The organism is Archangium sp. (assembly GCF_057119385.1).
Map to the genome: position 1 here is coordinate 47,987 of NZ_DBNGVP010000093.1, position 16,895 is coordinate 64,881.

At 69.8% G+C, this 16,895-nt stretch carries 19 protein-coding genes; 8 read left to right on the forward strand and 11 right to left on the reverse strand.

Features of this window, described 5'->3' with window-relative positions; translation table 11 throughout:
- Window positions 1-7: 7 nt before the first annotated feature.
- Window positions 8-559: a GNAT family N-acetyltransferase gene (locus AC16DP_RS22495; RefSeq protein ID WP_329725534.1), complete on the reverse strand. Its 552-nt coding sequence runs from the start codon at window positions 557-559 to the stop codon at window positions 8-10.
- A 278-nt stretch (window positions 560-837) separates the two neighbouring features.
- On the opposite strand from AC16DP_RS22495, the gene msrA reads away from it, so the two are divergent.
- The 3 genes from msrA to AC16DP_RS22510 all read left to right on the forward strand — a co-directional run bounded on the left by msrA (window position 838) and on the right by AC16DP_RS22510 (window position 2,321).
- Window positions 838-1,467, forward strand: a complete 630-nt coding sequence (gene msrA / locus AC16DP_RS22500; protein ID WP_329725535.1) for a peptide-methionine (S)-S-oxide reductase MsrA — start codon at window positions 838-840, stop codon at window positions 1,465-1,467.
- Window positions 1,468-1,627: 160 nt separating this feature from the next.
- The gene (locus AC16DP_RS22505; RefSeq protein WP_329725536.1) at window positions 1,628-1,831 is read left to right on the forward strand and encodes an alpha/beta fold hydrolase; all 204 of its coding nucleotides are present in this window, start codon (window positions 1,628-1,630) and stop codon (window positions 1,829-1,831) included.
- A 145-nt stretch (window positions 1,832-1,976) separates the two neighbouring features.
- Window positions 1,977-2,321 (forward strand): hypothetical protein, encoded by a 345-nt coding sequence (locus AC16DP_RS22510; RefSeq protein WP_329725537.1) that lies wholly within the window; start codon window positions 1,977-1,979, stop codon window positions 2,319-2,321.
- A gap of 13 nt (window positions 2,322-2,334) precedes the next feature.
- Here AC16DP_RS22510 and AC16DP_RS22515 read toward each other — a convergent pair whose 3' ends face one another.
- Window positions 2,335-3,372 carry a GspE/PulE/PilB domain-containing protein gene (locus AC16DP_RS22515; protein ID WP_329725538.1) on the reverse strand — a complete coding sequence of 346 codons (1,038 nt, stop codon included), beginning with the start codon at window positions 3,370-3,372 and terminating at the stop codon, window positions 2,335-2,337.
- Window positions 3,373-3,810: 438 nt separating this feature from the next.
- On the opposite strand from AC16DP_RS22515, the gene AC16DP_RS22520 reads away from it, so the two are divergent.
- The gene (locus AC16DP_RS22520; RefSeq protein WP_329725539.1) at window positions 3,811-4,356 is read left to right on the forward strand and encodes a hypothetical protein; all 546 of its coding nucleotides are present in this window, start codon (window positions 3,811-3,813) and stop codon (window positions 4,354-4,356) included.
- Between the two features lie 2 nt (window positions 4,357-4,358).
- Complete coding sequence (locus tag AC16DP_RS22525) at window positions 4,359-4,835, forward strand: SMI1/KNR4 family protein (protein WP_329725540.1); 477 nt, start codon at window positions 4,359-4,361, stop codon at window positions 4,833-4,835.
- Between the two features lie 150 nt (window positions 4,836-4,985).
- Here the strand turns inward: AC16DP_RS22525 and AC16DP_RS22530 are convergent, their stop codons facing one another.
- Together AC16DP_RS22530 and AC16DP_RS22535 are read right to left on the reverse strand one after the other, a co-directional pair.
- Window positions 4,986-5,474, reverse strand: coding sequence for a VOC family protein (locus AC16DP_RS22530; RefSeq protein ID WP_329725541.1), 489 nt, complete (start codon window positions 5,472-5,474; stop codon window positions 4,986-4,988).
- 2 nt (window positions 5,475-5,476) lie between these two features.
- Complete coding sequence (locus AC16DP_RS22535) at window positions 5,477-5,779, reverse strand: hypothetical protein (RefSeq protein ID WP_329725542.1); 303 nt, start codon at window positions 5,777-5,779, stop codon at window positions 5,477-5,479.
- Window positions 5,780-5,900: 121 nt separating this feature from the next.
- On the opposite strand from AC16DP_RS22535, the gene AC16DP_RS22540 reads away from it, so the two are divergent.
- The 3 genes from AC16DP_RS22540 to AC16DP_RS22550 are packed head-to-tail and all read left to right on the forward strand — an operon-like array spanning window position 5,901 to window position 9,930.
- Complete coding sequence (locus AC16DP_RS22540; protein WP_329725543.1) at window positions 5,901-6,671, forward strand: TetR/AcrR family transcriptional regulator; 771 nt, start codon at window positions 5,901-5,903, stop codon at window positions 6,669-6,671.
- The gene (locus tag AC16DP_RS22545; protein WP_329725544.1) at window positions 6,668-9,427 is read left to right on the forward strand and encodes a phosphoenolpyruvate synthase; all 2,760 of its coding nucleotides are present in this window, start codon (window positions 6,668-6,670) and stop codon (window positions 9,425-9,427) included. The genes AC16DP_RS22540 and AC16DP_RS22545 overlap by 4 nt, the downstream gene beginning before the upstream one ends.
- Window positions 9,424-9,930: a permease gene (locus tag AC16DP_RS22550; protein WP_329725545.1), complete on the forward strand. Its 507-nt coding sequence runs from the start codon at window positions 9,424-9,426 to the stop codon at window positions 9,928-9,930. Before AC16DP_RS22545 ends, AC16DP_RS22550 begins: the two co-directional genes overlap by 4 nt.
- On the opposite strand, the gene AC16DP_RS22555 is transcribed toward AC16DP_RS22550, so the two are convergent.
- The 7 genes from AC16DP_RS22555 to AC16DP_RS22585 form a co-directional block, all read right to left on the reverse strand.
- Window positions 9,859-10,803 carry an alpha/beta fold hydrolase gene (locus AC16DP_RS22555; protein WP_329725546.1) on the reverse strand — a complete coding sequence of 315 codons (945 nt, stop codon included), beginning with the start codon at window positions 10,801-10,803 and terminating at the stop codon, window positions 9,859-9,861. The genes AC16DP_RS22550 and AC16DP_RS22555 overlap by 72 nt on opposite strands.
- On the reverse strand, window positions 10,800-11,447 hold the full coding sequence (locus AC16DP_RS22560) for a TetR/AcrR family transcriptional regulator (RefSeq protein WP_329725547.1): 648 nt from the start codon (window positions 11,445-11,447) through the stop codon (window positions 10,800-10,802). Before AC16DP_RS22560 ends, AC16DP_RS22555 begins: the two co-directional genes overlap by 4 nt.
- Before the next feature lie 94 nt (window positions 11,448-11,541).
- On the reverse strand, window positions 11,542-11,913 hold the full coding sequence (locus AC16DP_RS22565; RefSeq protein ID WP_329725548.1) for a hypothetical protein: 372 nt from the start codon (window positions 11,911-11,913) through the stop codon (window positions 11,542-11,544).
- A 135-nt stretch (window positions 11,914-12,048) separates the two neighbouring features.
- The gene (locus AC16DP_RS22570) at window positions 12,049-13,353 is read right to left on the reverse strand and encodes a sensor histidine kinase (RefSeq protein WP_329725549.1); all 1,305 of its coding nucleotides are present in this window, start codon (window positions 13,351-13,353) and stop codon (window positions 12,049-12,051) included.
- Between the two features lie 80 nt (window positions 13,354-13,433).
- Window positions 13,434-13,718 (reverse strand): NAD(P)-dependent oxidoreductase, encoded by a 285-nt coding sequence (locus AC16DP_RS22575; protein ID WP_329725550.1) that lies wholly within the window; start codon window positions 13,716-13,718, stop codon window positions 13,434-13,436.
- Complete coding sequence (locus AC16DP_RS22580) at window positions 13,696-14,337, reverse strand: DUF2239 family protein (RefSeq protein ID WP_329725551.1); 642 nt, start codon at window positions 14,335-14,337, stop codon at window positions 13,696-13,698. The genes AC16DP_RS22575 and AC16DP_RS22580 overlap by 23 nt, the downstream gene beginning before the upstream one ends.
- 203 nt (window positions 14,338-14,540) lie before the next feature.
- On the reverse strand, window positions 14,541-16,877 hold the full coding sequence (locus AC16DP_RS22585) for a hypothetical protein (protein ID WP_329725552.1): 2,337 nt from the start codon (window positions 16,875-16,877) through the stop codon (window positions 14,541-14,543).
- Window positions 16,878-16,895 lie beyond the last annotated feature (18 nt).

Sequence of the window (16,895 nt, forward strand, 5' to 3'; positions counted from 1 at the left end):
GGACTGCTCACGGCGCCCGCTTGCGCCGGGCCCGCCAGGTGTCGCGATCCTGTCCCCAGAGCTCCATCGGAATGGTGTCGTGGGGCGGCGGCAGCTTGCCGGGGCCCAGCAGCCTCGAGCCCAGCCGCTGGGCGACCTGTTGGGACGCCGTGTTGTCCGGAGCGATGGAGTGGATGATCTCCGTCCAGCCGAGGTGCTCGAAGGCCCAGTCCATGGCCGCCGCCGAGGCCTCGGTGGCGTAACCGCGCCCCCAGAACTCGCGCAGCAGGCCCCAGCCGATCTCCGGCCCCGGCCAGTCCGCGGGCTGCCAGGGACCCACGCGTCCCACCCAGCGGCCCGTCGCCTTCTCGAGCACGGAGAACATGGCGTAGCCCTGCAGCACCCACGAGCCCGCCATGGTGTGCATGCCCCGCCAGACCATCGAGCGCGGCTGGACGCCGCCGATGAAGCGCGCGGACTCCGGATCGGCCATGAGCGACACGAAGCCTTCCAGGTCCTCCGTCGCCGTGGGGCGCAGGATGAGGCGCGGGGTCTCGAGGGTCGGTCCAGGAGCAATCACGGTGGGTCTCCGAAGCGGGTGGGCAAGGGGTCAGGTTCGCACCCCGTTCCCCCCCGAACAAGGGCCGCCGCGCGCCCGCCCGAGGCCTCGGTTCACCTTGACGGAGATGGGCGCGGGGTCACCAGGGTCCTCATGGGTCTCCCCCCTGGGGAATGAAATCCGTTATCCCTGAATTGGACAAATGCAGGGGAAATGGATCGCTCCCGGTGCGGAAACCTCGAGGGAGGGTCCTGCGTACTCGACAGGAGCGCCCACTCCGGGCGTCTGGAGTCCGAACCATGTCATCCACCCGCCCCGTTGCTCTCCGCCTGTTGCCCATGGCCCTGGCCCTGCTCGTGGTGTCGAGCGCGTTCACCGAGGCCCTCGGTGCTCCGCCGGCCAAGGCGCCCACCCCCGCCACCCCCACCGTCAAGGAAGCCCTGACGGAGACGGCCTATCTGGCCGGAGGGTGTTTCTGGGGAATGGAGGATCTGCTGCGCAAGATTCCGGGCGTCGTGGAGACGGAGGTGGGCTACACGGGCGGAACCTTCTCCCACCCCACCTATGGCGACGTGCACACGGGGAAGACGGGGCACGCGGAGGCCGTGCGTGTCGTCTTCAATCCGAAGGTGCTGACGTACGAGACGCTGCTGGAGAAGTGGTTCTTCCGCATGCACGATCCGACGACGCTCAACCGGCAGGGCAATGACGTGGGCACGCAGTACCGCTCCGCCATCTTCTATGTCTCGGAAGAGCAGCGCCGGGTGGCCGAGGCGGTGAAGGCCCGGGTGGACAAGTCGGGCAAGTGGCCGCGCCCGGTCGTCACCACCATCACCCCCGCGGGCGAGTTCACCCCGGCCGAGGCCTATCACCAGGACTACCTGGTGAGGAACCCCAACGGCTACACCTGCCACTACATGCGGGACTGAAGGGACTCGCCCGTCTCCGGCGGTTCGAGTGGCGGGTGGAGGAGTTCCGTGCGCTCGAGCGGCGCATCATCCGCACGCGGGCCGTCACGATAATCCCGGGGCTCACGCGCGGGCCGATTACTCCGCTCTGGCACGAGGCGCGGAGCTGGCCCACGTCACCGTGCCCACGCTCGTCATCGCCACCCCGGAGGATCCCACCTGTCCCGCGTCCAACTCGCGGCACCTGGCGGAGAATATTCCGGGCTCGACCCTGGTGACGATCGAGGGAATGGGACACGCGATTCCGCGCGCCGTGGTGCCGCGGCTCGGGGCGGCGCTCCTGAGCCACTTCGAAGCCGTGGAGGGAAGAGCGGGCCTGCGTTGAGCTTCATTCCGGGCAGGTGAGGGCGGGGCAAAGGCCCTCGCGGAGGAGGGGAGCGGGCAGTGGGCTCATCCTCGCTACCGGTCACCCTGTTGCTCCCGCAGCAGCGGGCTCACTTTTGGGGTGACCCCTTACAAGGAGTTCCCCCATGAAAAAGCTCCCTGCCTTGGTTGCCACCGGTGTGCTCAGCCTATGGGGTTGCGCCAGCGTCTCAGGCAATCGCACGGGCGATGAGTTGCCCCTGGACGCTCTGCTGAACGAGACGGAAGTCGCCCGGCGGGACCGCGCGGACGCCCCCACCGTCTACAATGGCGAGGCCACGGGAGGCGCGGGCTATACGGTGACGACGGGTGACGGTCAGCTCTGGGCGCCCGAGGTGGCTCCGGGCAACACCGTGACGAGAACCCAGTCGGACATCTGGCGGAGCCTGGAACGGCAGGACGTCCAATCCGACATCATCGACGAAGGCCCGACGCACAAGGCCTCGCGATAGGCGACACGGCCGCTCAGCCCGCCCTGCGCCACGCCGCGGGGCGGGCGTTCAGCTGCTCGCGGACCGCCTGGGTCAACAGGTCCGCGCGCAGGGGACCGGGCAGGAAGCCCTGTGCCCCCAGGGCCCACGCCTGCGCCTCCTCTCGCGCCCGGCCCGCCAGCAGCAGCCGAGCCTGAAGGCCCCGCCGCTTCACGCCCTCCACGGATTGCACCGGCGCCAGGACCACCGTGTGCGGGCTCGCGGCCCGGACGTCCTGCGTGCGCGCCACCCGGGCCCGGAAGCCCGCGTCCTCCAGCAGCTTCAGCAGGCCCTGCGTGGCCTGGACGCCCCAGCCGTACACCCAGACCCGCGGCTCGGGCTCCACCGCCAGCTGCCCCGCCACCTCCACCCGAGGAATCTCCGGCCGGGTGGGGCGCGCGCGGGCCGGAAGCTCATCCGTCAGTGGCACCAGCACTGGCAGGCCGCTCGCGCTCCGCTGGGTGAGGGTCGCCGAGGCACCGCCCTGCACGAGCCCCATCATCAGGCACTCGGCGCGATTGGTCACCAGGGGGAGGTGCTCATCCGCCTCGGGGAGGGGAATGGGCTCCACGGGGCGCCGCGCGTCGAGCAGGTGGGGATGGTAGAGCCGATCGATGGCCCGGGAGATGGCGGCATCGGTGGCCAGCAGGGTCACCACGCGCGCCTTGCCGCTCACGCGCGCCACCTCGTCCAGGGCGGGCGGGTCCGCCGGGGCCGTGGTGGCCACCACCAGCACCGAGTCGCGGTGCCCCTCCAGCCGCAGCGGGACGACGCGGCACTCCTCCGCCACCCGGGCCGGAAGCACGTCGGCGAGCCGGGGATCCAACACCTCCGCGTCCAGGTCCACGGAGGGAAGGAGGAGCTGCCGGGCGAGCGTCTCGAGCACCTGCTGCGCGGAGCAGAAGCCCATGTCCACCACCACCTGCCCGAGCGGCACGCCCCACTTGTTATGGAAGCCCAGCGCCGCGCGCAGCTGCAGCTCGTCCACGAGCCCGTCATCCCGAAGCAGCTCTCCCAGCCTTTTCTTCGCCATGCCGGGGAGCCATTGCGTCCGGCGTGCCAGACCCGGAAGGACCGGGCCGCTGGGGACCATCCAGTTTTCAAGGGATTAGCTCGTGCTGGAGCTGGCTTGGTCTGGTGACTGCAGCCATCACCTGGTGACGGTAGTCACCACCCGAGGCATCGGAGAAGGGAGACGGGTGTAGCGGGCACCAACGTAGGCGGCGCCGGTCAGGCCCCCTGGGATGATGCCGCCGAGAACGGTGAACCCCAGGAGTTGTCAGCCCCATTGGGTACTCCCTTGGATCGGCTACCCATCGGGGTGTGGCCATCACCACGGGGAATTCCCATGAAGCTGGCCGGAGCGGTGGTGCTGTTGGTGTGCCTCGCTGGATGCGCGACGACCTGGGGAGCGGATGGCCCAGGAACGGGGGGCTCTGGCCCTTCGCCCTCACCAGGGGCCAGGCCCGCCGTGAAGAAGGAACTGCCCTGGTTGGAGGTGCCGGGCGGGCGCATGAAGACGACCCTCTTCTACGGCCCCTGGCAGTGCCGCCGGGAGTTCATGAACCAGTGCCAGACGGAGTGCGGCGCGGGCTACAAGCTCAAGGGCTGCATGTGGTTGGCCGATCTCAAGTTCGACTGGGAGGGAAGCCTCGTCGTCTTGCCTGTGCCTGTGAAGGCCGGGAGCCGCTACGGCATCTATCACTGCTGCTGCAACTACAACGAACTGTCGAAGGAGGACACGCGCGCCGCTCGCAAGAAGTGGGAGGGGAAGAGGGAGTCCTTCCGGCGGGGTTGGAGCGAGAAGTTCGGAACGTGGCCGGAGAACGGTGACGTCTCCTGGCCAGGGCACCACATCTGGGATCTCAAGCACGGGGGGAATCCGGTGGACCCCAACAACATCATTCCCGCCGAGCCAGATGTTCATGAGATTTTCAACGAGCAGTACCCCATGTGTTACGAGGGCCAGTCGCCCTGGAATACAGCGGGACCCGACCTGCCCTACACAGACAACTGACGATGGCCACGCCCCTGAACAGATTGCTCGAAGAGGTCTCCCGTTCGCACTTCCCCCATCCCCCCGCCACACCCGAGGAGATCGAAGAGTTCGAGCAGCGGGTGGGCTGGCGGTTGGACCCTGACCTCCGGGCCTTCTACCTGCACTGCAACGGGGCGGAGCTGATCAGACGGTTGCCGGATTCCCCCTATCGCATTCTTCCCCTGTCGAAGATCGTCCGGGCGAGGGTCGCCATCTTCGGGAAGAAGAACGATGACGACGCGCACGGCCCTGCCTCGATGTGGGCCATCTGCGACGTGCAAGATGGCAACTACCTGCTGGTGGATGTTGCCCAGCAGGAGAATGGTCGCTACCCCGTCATCGACGGCTGGCACGAGGCGTGGCCGGACCCGAAGTATTGTGACCAGATCGCCAGCTCCTTCTCGGACTTCTTGGAGCGGGCCCTGCGTGATGGCCAGGCCTACTGGCTGAACGAATGAGACGATGCCCTCGCCCATGAGCCTCCTGCTCGAAGAAGTCTCCCGCGAGCACTTCCCAAATCCTCCCGCCACGCCCGAGGAGATCTGGGGGAATGAGGGCGTGGCCGGCCGGCAGTGGCGGCATCGAGCGCCCCGTGGACTGCAAGCTGTCTACGCCTGCGCGTACGCCTGCTCGAGCCGGGCGATGTCGAACTTCTTCATCTTGAGCATGGCCTGCATCACGCGCTGCGTGCGCTGCGGATCCTTGTCCTGCATCAGCTCCATGAAGCGTTTCGGGACGATCTGCCAGGACAGGCCGTACTTGTCCTTGAGCCAGCCGCACTGGCTCTCCTGTCCGCCGTTCGCGGTCAGCTTGGACCAGAGCGTGTCCACCTCTTCCTGCGAGTCACAGTGCACCATCAGGGAGAGGGCCTCGGTGAACTTGAAGATCGGGCCCCCGTTCAACGCCTGGAACCGCTGACCCGCCAGCTGGAACTCCACCACCATGGCCGACCCCTTGGGGCCCGGCCCCGCGTCGCCATAGCGCGACACGGTCAGGATCTTCGAGTCCTTGAAGAGCGAAACGTAGAGGCTCGCCGCCTCCTCCGCCTCCGTGTTGAACCACAGGAACGGGGTGATCTTCTGCTCGATGGCTGCCATGGTCATGCTCCTTCGCGGCTGGGGGTGAACTGCGTTTCGAGATACCGGCGCAGGTGACGCAGGGACTCGGCCGCCACCTCGGGGCCCTGCTTCGCCTTGGCGAGAATGAACGCGCCCTGGATGACCGTCTGCATGAACAGCCCGAGGCTCTCGGGCGTCCACGGCGCGTCCGGCACGTAGCGCGCCTTCGCCTCGGCGATGTCCCGCGCCAGCATCGAGGCATGCGCGCTGAGGTGCTTGTCACAGGTGGCGCGGATGGCTGGATGCGTGTCGTACGCCTCCTGCACCATTGGGTATGGCGTCAACCCCCCTCTGTAAAGGGCTGTTCCGACAGGGTGATACGTCACGAGAGGACTGTCTCTCACTCCGTCTTGACAGAGATGAGACGAGAGAGATATCTATCTCTCGCACTGACTCAACGAACCCATGTCCCTGCCCGAGAACATCGCCGACGCCGCTGCCCGCCTGGTTGCCCTGCATGGGCCGGACGGGTTCACCATGGATGACCTGGCCCGCGAGTCCGGGCTGTCGCGCGCCACGCTGTACCGGCAGGCGGGGAGCCGGGAGGCGGTGCTCGCCGCGCTCTCGGAGCAGGGGGTGGAGGTGGGGCATCGGGCGGATGTACGCGAGCGGATCCTCGCGGCGTGCCGCGTGGTGTTCTCCCGGGCCGGCTTCGAGGCGGCCACGCTCGAGGACGTCGCCCGCGAGGCTGGCGTGGGCCCCGCGACGGTCTATCGCCAGTTCGGAGACAAGAAGGGCCTCATCAGCTCGTTCGCCGGGCACATCGGCCCGCGCCGCGCGATGCGGGAGGTGGCGCTCCATCCCACGGGAGATCTGCGGGCCGACCTGGAGCGCGTCGCCGCGACCGTCATCCGCTACGCGACGGAGGATCTCGATCTGCTCAAGCTGGCGATGCTGGAGCGGATGCGTGGTGGGCCCTGGGCCGAGTTCCTCAACACGCCCCCGATGCGCGCCCGGACGATCCTCACCGGGTTGCTGGAGTCCTACTCGGCCAGCGGTGCGCTCGAACCGCACGAGCCCCAGCGCATGGCCCAGGCCTTCGCCGGGATGATCTTCGCCTTCGTCATCAGCCCGGTGCTGGAAGGCGGACCCCCGCCGGAGCCGGAAGAGACGGCCCGTTTCATCACCCACGTGTTCCTTGATGGTCTCGCATCCACTGCTCGGAGAACTCCATGAGCGCAGCTGAATCCGTGCCCCTGTCCGCTTCCCAGCCCGTGGGGACGCAACCGCTGATCCTCCCCTTCGAGCACATCTCCGCGGCGGATCTGCCCCGCGTGGGAGGGAAGGGGGCCAACCTGGGCGAGATGGCTCGCGCCGGCTTCCCGGTGCCGCCCGGCTTCTGTGTCACGACGGCCGCCTTCGATGCGTTCCTGGCCGGCTGCGGGGAGCTCCAGGCGCTGTACACGGAGCTGGAGGCACTGGATGGGCAGGACGTGGAGGGGGCCCGCCGCGCCGCCGGAGCCACGCGCGACGCGCTCGGCCGCGCGCCCGTTCCCCCGGCCGTGGCGGACGCCGTGCTCGATGCCTGGCGGGCGCTGGACACCGGGGCCTCGTGGGCGGTGCGCTCCAGCGCCACGGCGGAGGATCTGCCGGACGCCAGCTTCGCGGGCCAGCAGGACACCTATCTCAACATCCGGGGGGCCGAGGCGCTGCTCGACGCGGTCCGGCGGTGCTGGGTGTCGCTGTTCACCGATCGCGCGGTGCTGTACCGGGCCCGGAGCGGCTTTGGCCACCGGGCGGTGAAGCTGAGCGTGGTGGTGCAGCGCATGGTGTTGCCCGAGGTGTCCGGCATCCTGTTCACCGCGGATCCCATCACCGGGCGGCGGCAGACGGTGTCCATCGACGCGGGTTTCGGCCTGGGCGAGGCGCTGGTCAGCGGGCTCATCAACGCCGACCTGTACAAGGTGGACAAGGCCACGGGCGCGCTGCTGGAGGTCCGGGTGGGAGACAAGGCCCTGGCCATCCGCCCCAGGCCCGAGGGCGGCACCTGGGAGGAGCGGCTGCCCGACAACGTCCGTCAGGCCCGGGCGCTCGACGACGCGGCCCTGCGGGAACTGGTCGCGATGGGCGCGCGGATCGAAGCGCACTACGGCAAGCCGCAGGACATCGAGTGGTGCATCGAGGGCGGGCGGCTCTACGTGGTGCAGGCGCGGCCCATCACGAGCCTGTACCCGTTGCCCGATCCCGCGCCCCGCGACGAGGGCCTGCACGCCTACGCCAGCTTCGGCCACGTGCAGATGATGACGGACGCGATGCCGCCGCTCGCCCTGCAGGTGTGGCGGTTGCTGCTTCCGTTCGACAGGGGGGCGCCGGGCCCTGGGGACGCACCCGGCGAGGCACGGATCGCCACCGTCGCGGGCAGCCGGCTCTTCCTGGACATCACGCCCCTGTTGCGCCATCCCATCCTGCGGCGCGTGTTCGTGGGCATTCTCGGTCACGTCTACGAGAACGTGGGCCAGGGCCTGGAGACGTTGGCGGGCCGGCCGGCCTTCCAGCGCGGCGTGAATGGTGACAGGGCCTCGCTGAGGTCCGTGGGACGCTTCGCCGTGCCCATCCTGGCCCGGGTGCTGGCCCGGTTGTTCGCCGTGGATCCCGCCCGGCTCCAGCCCGGGGTGGAGTCCTTCATCGAGTCGCGGGTCGCCGGAGTGCGCACCCGGCTCGCGGCGGCGGCCCCGGGCGCGGCGCGGCTGCGCGAGGCACGGCGTGCACTCTCGGAGCTCTTCTCCGAGGTCATCCTCGTCGTGGCCCCGAACATCGCCGTGGGGATCCTCGGGAACCGGCTCCTCCACCGGCTGAACCAGTGGGGTCTGATCGGCGGCACGGCGGAGGACCTGTCCGCGCTGGAGCGGGGCCTGCCCGGCAACATCACCACCGAGATGGATCTGGCCGTGGGCGATCTGACGGATCGGGTCCGTCCGTATCCGGCCCTGGCCGAGCTGCTGCGAAGCCGTCCCGCCACCGAGGCCCTGGCCGCGGCGCGCGACGTGGAAGGGGGGCCCGCGTTCCTCGATGCGTGGCGGGCCTTCCTCGAGCGCTATGGCATGCGGGGGCCCGGCGAGGTGGATCTGTCCCGGCCCCGCTACAAGGACGCGCCCGCGCCGCTCATCGCGGCCATCGTCGGAGGGCTCGGGCCGGCCTCCGCGAACCGCGCCCCGGGCGAGCACCGGGCCCACCATGCGGCACTGGCCGCCAGGGCGGATGCGGCGGGTGAGCGCGTGATCGCCGCCTCGCGCGGCGGGCTGACCGGATGGCTGCGCTCGAGGCTGGCGCGCCGGTGGGTGAGGGTGACCCGCACGGGCATGGGGCTGCGCGAGCACCCCAAGTACCTGCTCGTCCGCGTGCTGGAGCTCGTGCGCGACACGGTGCGCGAGGCCGGGGCGCTCCTGGTCCAACGCGGGGCGCTCGGCGCGGCGGAGGATGTGTACCTGTTCCGCTTCGAGGAGTTGATCGCGGCGCTCGAGGCTACCCAGACGCCGGATCTGCGCTTGCTGGCTGGAGCGCGGAGGGAGGCCCTGCGGCGCGATGCGAAACGCTCACCGCCCTTCGTGATGGCGAGCGATGGGGAGATTCCCGCGCTGGCGGTCCGCGCGGATCTGCCCCCGGGCGCCTTGTCCGGGACGGCGGCCTCGGCCGGGGTGGTGGAGGGACTGGCGCGGGTGGTGCTCGATCCGGCGCGCGAGGTGCTCCACGCCGGGGAGATCCTCGTGGCCCCGCATACGGATCCGGGCTGGACGCCGCTGTTCGTCCACGCGGCGGGGCTGGTGACGGAAGTGGGAGGGCTCATGACGCACGGCTCGGTCGTGGCCCGCGAGTATGGCATTCCCGCCGTGGTCAGCGTGGCGGGCGCCACACAGCGCATCCGCACCGGCCAGCGCATTCGCGTGGATGGCACGCGGGGCTTCGTAGAGGTGCTGGACGGAGGTGCGGCATGAAGGGCGCGCTGCTGGTCATCGGGATGATGCTGGTGGGGGTGGTGGGGCTGGCGGCCTGGAGAGGAGGCTGGCCGCTGGTGTACGAGGGGCTGAAGCGGGGAGGGCAGGAGAGCGTGACCCTGCTGCCGCTGCTGGTGGTGGTCTTCGTGCTCACCGGCTTCGTGCAGGTGCTGCTGCCCCGCGAGCTGGTGGCGCACTGGCTGTCCGACGAGGCGGGGTGGAGGGGAATCGGGGTGGCGTGGGTAGCGGGCGCGCTCACCCCGGGGGGAGGACCCATCGGCATGCCCCTGGCCGCGACGCTGGTGCGCTCCGGCGCGGGGCTCGGCGTGGTCGTCACCTACCTGACCTCGCTGTCCATGCTGTCCTTCATCCGCCTGCCGATGGAGGTCGCCATGTATGGCGGCAGGTTGACGGGACTGCGGCTGCTGGCGTCACTGGTGCTTCCCCCCGTGGCCGGGCTGCTGGCGCATGCGCTCGGGCCCTTGCTGATGGGACGCACCTGAGGCGAGCAGGAAGCCGCTGATGCGCTCGGACAGCCAGTGCCGGAAGGCATCCGTCGTCGGCGGGCAGTGCCGGCAATCCTTGATGAGTTCCGTGTCGGCGAGCGTCGAGAACAACTCCGGCGCGCGGGCGAGGAGCCGCTGTCCCGGGAAGCTCACGTCCAGGTCCGCGCCGAGCACGAGCGTGGGCGCCTTCAACCGCGCGAGCTCCTCCGGCTTCGCGAGCGCGGGCACCCGCATGTCCATGTTGAACGAGCGGAGGGCATCGCCCAGGTAGGGCACCCAGTCGTCATCCGTGGTCGTGAGCAGGTGCCGGACGAACGCCTCCAGGCGCCGTTTCGACGGGGACATCCGGTACAGCATCATCGGGAGGCCCACCTTGGTGAACCCATCCCAGTGCGAGCCATTCACCACGCCCGCGGGAACGAGCAGGGCCAGCCGCTGGATGCGCTCGGGCGCGTACGCCGCGAGCCGGATGGCCACGAAGCCGCCCCAGCTCACGCCCACCACGTGCGTGCGCTCGAGCGACAACCCATCGAGCACATCCGTCAACCACTCGCCGTACTCGTTGTTGCTCACCGAGGGCCGCGCATCCGCGCTCTTCACCGACTGCCCGACGATGTCCACCGCGTAGACGCGGAAGCGCTCGAGCAGCGGGGCCAGCTCGCTGAGCACGTGCGCCGAGCTCGCGAGCGCCCCGTGGAGCAGCACCAGGCTCGGAGCACCCTCGGGACCGCCGACGAGCACGTGCGTGTCACCGACGCGGGTCTTCACCGTCCGGCTCTCCGTCGGCACCTTCAGCCGGTGACGGAAGCGATCGAACCACTGGGAGAGAACGGCCTTGGCCTGCTCGCCTCTGAACGCGGACTTCATCATCGCTCTTTCCTCCGGGGTGATGGGCGGGTGGGACGAAGGCCCTCGAGGTGCTGGTCGATCAGGCGCTCCACCATGGCGACCGGGGCGGGGTGCGCGCCCTGCACCCACGAGATGAGGGCGAAGTAGAAGAACGAGAAGTACGCCGCGCCGAACAGCGCGCCATCCACGCCGGGCCGGAGCTCGCCCCGCGCGCTCGCCTCCTCGACCAGCCGCGCGATCGCCCCATGCACCCCGCCCACCTGGGCGGTGAACTTCCCGGCCCACGGCTCGTCCGCGAAGAGCGACTCCTTGAGCAGGGTGCGCGAGAGCTTCGGACGCCGCTGGTAGTACCCGAACACGGTGCGCGTCAGCCTGGACAGCTGCGTCTCCAGCGGTCCCGGGCCGAGCCCCTCCAGTGCGTGCCGCAGCGTCTCCTCGAGGTCATCGAAGAGGGCGGCGTGGAGCAGCTCCCGCTTGTCACCGGAGTGGTGGAGCACCGTCCCGGCGGACACCCCGGCCCGCGCCGCGATGGCCCGCAGGTTCGCCGCCTCGAAGCCCACGCGCTCGAACTCCTCGCGCGCCGCCTCCAGCACGGCCTTGCCGGTGGCCTCCTTCTGGGCCGCCCGGACGCCCGGCTGCTTCCTGGATTTCGTTTCGTTGGACACGTTCAATGAACATGTTTAACGAAATTCGGATTCCGGGTCCAGCGAAACGGCGGCCCCCTCTCGAGGCGCACCTTCGAGGCGCACCCGAGAAGGCTCAGGTATCGGTGTCGGGCGGCTCCTCGCCCGTCACCTTGCTGATGATGTCGATGCGCTCGGCCACGCCGGTGCCATCGCGCCGGAGCTCGTAGACGAGGCGGACCTTGCGGCCCGCCTTGACCGCGCTCAGCTCGGTCTGGATGCCGTTCTCCACCACGCTCGTGCCGGGCGTCACCCAGACGCGCACCTTCTTCTCCCAGGGGGCCATCGGGTTGAACACCCAGGCCTTTCCCTCCTTGCCCACGTGGGTGAAGACGCCGAGCTCCACCATCGGCTCGTCCACGTACACGCCCGCCGCCTGCCGCCGGTTCACACAGCCCGTCCCCAGCAGCGTCGCGGCCAGGACCGTGGCGATCAGCACTCGTTTCATGGTTCATCCTCCCGCGGATACACGTGCCCCAATCTGTCTCGCGGGACAAGCTGGCGCGGGGCAGGGGAGTCAGCTACCCCCACCGGTGCCCCGGCCCCCCGAGTGCCTCCTGGCGAACAGGCTTCTGTCGCCCGGTCAGCGGCCCGCCGCGCGCAGGTTTCCGCTCGAGCTCGTCTCCGGAGGCAGCGTCGGCACCTTCGGCAGATCGATGGTGAAGCACGTGCCCTTGCCCAGCTCGCTCTCCACCTCGATGCGGCCGCCGTGGGCCCGGATGATGCCGTACGACACGGACAGCCCCAGCCCCGTGCCCAGCCCCGCGGGCTTGGTGGTGAAGAACGGCTCGAAGAGGTGCCGCTTCGTCTCCTCGGACATGCCCGAGCCGGTGTCACGCACCTCCACGCGCACCTGCGCGCCCTCTCGCCGGGTGACCAGGCGCACCACGCCGCCGGAGGGAGTGGCCTGCCCCGCGTTGACCAGCAGGTTCACCAGCACCTGCACGATCTGCCGCGGACGGCCCACCACCGGCCCCACGTCCTCCAGCACCTCCTCCACCCGCACGTGGCCCAGTTGGATGCGCGCGATGCGCAGCGCCGTCCGCACCTCGGCGGTGAAGTCGTAGGAGACGTAGCCCTCGTAATCCCCGCGCGAGAAGCGGCGCAGATCCGAGACGATGGAGTTCACCCGTTTGATTCCATCCAGCGTCGCCGGCAGCACGTCGTCCACGTACTCCTTGAGCGGCGCGGACAGGTTCGGCTCGTCCTTCAGGTCCTGGAGCAGCGAGTCCACGTTGCTCGTCACGTAGCTCATGGGGTTGTTGATCTCATGCGCCACGCTCGCCGCCATCAACCCCAGGCTGGAGAGCCGCTCCTGCTCGAGCGCTCGCTGGTGCAACTGCTGCAACTCCTGGTGGGCCTGCTCCAACAGCCCGTGCTTCTGCACCAGCAGCTCTCCGCGCTTCTCGGTCCCCAGGTAGCCGAAGATGCCGATCAGGGAGAAGGCCGCGGCCGTGGCGGGCTCGGCGCCGGTGGACAGGGCCACTGCGTTGATCACCACGAGGTAGAGGGCCATCCGGGGACGGACCCACCGGTCGAGCCCGAAGTACCAGAGCATGTTGTAGGGCACGAAGACCCAGACCAGCACGGACCAGCGGGTCTGGATGCCCAAGAGGCAGATGCAGACCATGTTGATCGCCATCCGCATGGCTTCCACCCCGGCGCGGCTGGTCTTCCGGGCGAGCCATTCGAGGAACAGGGTGTTGAGCGGGATGAGCGCCGCGGCCACCCCCACGACGGAGAGGACCGCGTTCCACTGGCCCCAGTGCGCGATGATCAACGAGAGGTTGATGACGGCCGCCCCCATCCCCGCGAGCCCCTGGATGGCACGTTGGGCCCGCTCCGAGTCCGACACGGGGTCTGCAACGCCAGGCTGGCTGTCCATCATGCTCCTCGGTGTCGTGGCGACCGGAGGAGATCATAGGAGCAACAAGGGTCCGCCAGCCAAGGAGGACCCGGCCTGGCAGGTCAGGTGAGCAACCTCACCGGCGCGCCGGCCTTCCAGGCGAGGATGTCCTCCAACGCATCGCGGTAGAAGACGGCGTAATTTTCCCGCGTCACGTAACCCAGGTGCGGCGTCAGCACGACGTTGGGCAGCGTCAGCAGGGGATGGCCGGCTGGCAGGGGCTCGACGGGGAACACGTCCAGCCCGGCCCCGGCGATCCGCTGCTCGCGCAGCACGGCCAGCAGACGGCTCCAATCGGCGAGCCCCCGCGCGACGCGCTGGTAGTCATCGAGAATGGCGATCTTCACGGGCGGCATTCTCCAGATCCCTCCGGGCGATCGCCACCAATCGCCGGACATGCTCGCGGACATCCTCCGGCCAGGGCTGGATGAGCTGCTCGAAGCGCTCGGGGTCGTTCGCGAAGAAGGCCCGCGAGGACTCCTCGAAGCCGGGGAAGTCTCCCGCCATGATGCTCATGAACTTGTAGGCGGCTTCCTGGGAGCGCCGGGCCCGATCCGCGCCCGCGCTGTTGCGCTTCGCCTCCTCGACGAGCTTGCGCAGCGTCACCGAGGCCCCGCCCGGCTGCGAGTTGAGCCACTCCCAGTGGCGGGGCAGGAGCGACACCTCCCGCGAGACGACTCCCAGCTTCGGCCGGCCCGGACCGGATCGCCGGGTCTCCTCCACGGCCGTCTCGGCCTCGGCCCGCCGGGCCCGCTTCTTCTCCAGCTTGTCCAGGAACTCGTACAGCGTCCCCCGGAAGTCCAGGTCCACCGGCGTGCCCGTCTCGTCCTCGAAGATCAGGATCGACGCGCTGTCTCCCCGGTCGAGCCGCTCCTTGGCCTTCAGGGCGACCTCCATCAGCTCTCCCGACGCGATGAGCCGATGTCCCGCGAAGCCCGTGTAATTCCTCTGCTTTTCCTCGCCCATACCCGGCTCCTTTCCGAAGCCCCAATACCACCCGGGTAGAAACCAATCCCACGGGGTGAAATCCATGACGTCGAATATTACCCCGGGTAAATCCGGCATCAATGGATTTTACCCGGGTGATATCCAGCTCATTGGATACTACCCGGGTGGAATGAGGCCCCGCCGGGGCGCGGCCGGGGCAGGGGAGGGGGCCCCGGGCGGGCTCAGTTCCGGTACAGGAGGAACAGGGGCGTATCGATCGAGACGCCCGCGCTGAAGCGCCAGGACGGAGCCGGGGTCACGCCGCCCGCGTCGAGGTCATACGCGGCGCCCAACGAGAGCGAGACCGGCGTCCTGGGAATCATCCCCTTGAGCCACAGGCCGGGGCTGACGGCCTCCATCACACGGGGCGCCTTGCGCTCCTCCACGCCGACGAACTGGGTGTAGCCGGCCAGATCGATCACCTGGAAGAACGCGCTCCAGGTGAGCCCGGCGCCGCCGAGCTGGTAGTCGAGGCCGACGGGCACCAGCAGCCGGGGCGTGACGCGGTTCGCGCGGGGTCCGGAGAGCGAGTAGGAGCCCCCCAGCCCCACCAGGCCGCCCAGCGAGACGAAGCGGTGCACGTCCGGATCGCTCCGCCAGCGCCAGCTGCCCACCGGCGAGGCCGAGGCGAGCACCACGGCCTTCACCTCCTGGGCATCCTTCGCGTCGGCGAGCGACACCAACAGGCCGCCGTACCGGGCGAAGCCCTCCGGCAGGCAGATGCACGGCCGGCGCTCGCAGCGCCACTCGGACGTACGCGCCTCCGGTTCCGCCGCCGAGGGGGCCTTCCACGCCTCCTCCTGCACGCACCGCTTCGCCACGCCGTCGTCGTACCGAGCCGTCCGGCTGGAGATCGCCTGGTGCTCGAGCAGCAGCTGGTACACGGTGGAGAGATCCCTCGCGATCGCCGCCACCACCATGCGCAGCACGTCGCGGGACGAGGACAGGAAGCCCCGGGCCTCGAGCAGGGCCTTCTGGTTCTGAGCCACCTGCTCCGCGGCACCGGCACCGGAGGACTCCAGCCACGCCCCCATCAGCCGGTTGAGGTGCAGCAGCCCGTCCAGCGCCACATGCGCGGCATCGAGCGCCGACACTCCCTGCTGGGCCAGCAACCGGGTGGCCTCGGCGATGCGCTCGGGGCCTCCGTTCTGGGCGCCCGCGGAGAGTTGCCCGGCCTGCTCCACCAGCCGCTGCAGGTCCGCCGCCACGGTGAAGACGCCCTCGGCCGATTCGGAGAGGGGAGGGGCGATCGCGGCCCAGATCTTCAACCGCGACTGCTTCCCGGCCGGCGCGTACACCCAGCCGCAGCTCTCCTTCTGCAGCGAGAGCAGCAACACGGCCAGGCCCCGGGCGTTCGCGTCCATCTGCGGAACGAGGCCCCGGTTGGCGTCATCCACCAGCGCGGTGTAGCGCGTGAAGGAGGCGGGCATGCCACTCACGCACGCCATCTGCGTGTAGAGCCGCGAGACGTCGGGGGGAAGGCCCGGCTCCAGGGGGAGCGTCTCGAGCCGGCGCGACAGCGTGTCCAGCGCGCGCACCGGGTGCACGCCGCTCACCATCGAGTCCACCATCTCCCGTACGGGCAGCGCGGCCCGCTCATAGCGGCGCCCATCCGCCTGGGCCACCACCTCGAAGACCAGGTGCGAGGGGATGGAGCGGAGATCCTGCTCCACCGTCTTGCGCAGCAGTGCGAGCGAGGCCGCCCCGCCAGCCCCGAGCGTGGAGGCGAACGCGTTGTTGTGCGCCGCGGTGCAGGTGGCGGGCAGCCAGTCACGGATGTGCCCCTGCCGCTGGCCCCACTGATCCTTCACCTCCTGCTTGCAGATGCGCTCGTCGAACTCGACGAGCACGTACAACACGGCCTCGGCCTCGGCCCGCTCCTGGAGGGCTCCCGCCAGCCCGGTGAAGACCTGATCCAGGAACGCGTTCAGATCGATCCCCGGCAGCAGGCCCGGCAGGCTGGTGGCGGTCTCCACGCCCGCGTTCAGGGAGGTGTGGCCCCGGGCCGCGTCCAATATCTCCGACGTGGTGAGCGCCGCCTCCTGTTGCTCCCGGGGAGCGGTCTTCGAGCGCCGCACGGCCTCCAGTGCCAGGTCCAGCTCGTCGAGCGCCTGGAAGAGGGGCCTGCGCTCACTGAAGTACGCGGCGAGCACCAGCGCGTCCGAGTCGAGCAGCGCCTCCAGATCGAACTCCGACGCGGAGGGGCCCTGGTAGCGCTGGCACCAGGAGGCGATCTCGGGGACGGACTGGGGGGAGGGGATGCAGGCGGCGCGGATGCGCCCGGGGAGGTTGCCGCGGATCTGCCCCCACCACAGGGCGAAGGCGCTCGTGGTGTCCTGGGTGGGGAGCAGCCCGGCGCCGGGCACGGCGGTGGACAGGGGCACGGGAGCCACGCCCAGCGGGGCTCCGGGAGCGGGGCCCACGGACTGGGGAACGGCTCTGGATTGAGCGAGCGCGGCGGTGGACAGCAGGAGCAGGGCCAGGAGGATGCCTCCCGGTGCGCGCGGATGCCTACGCATACAGTGTCCTTTCTCGGT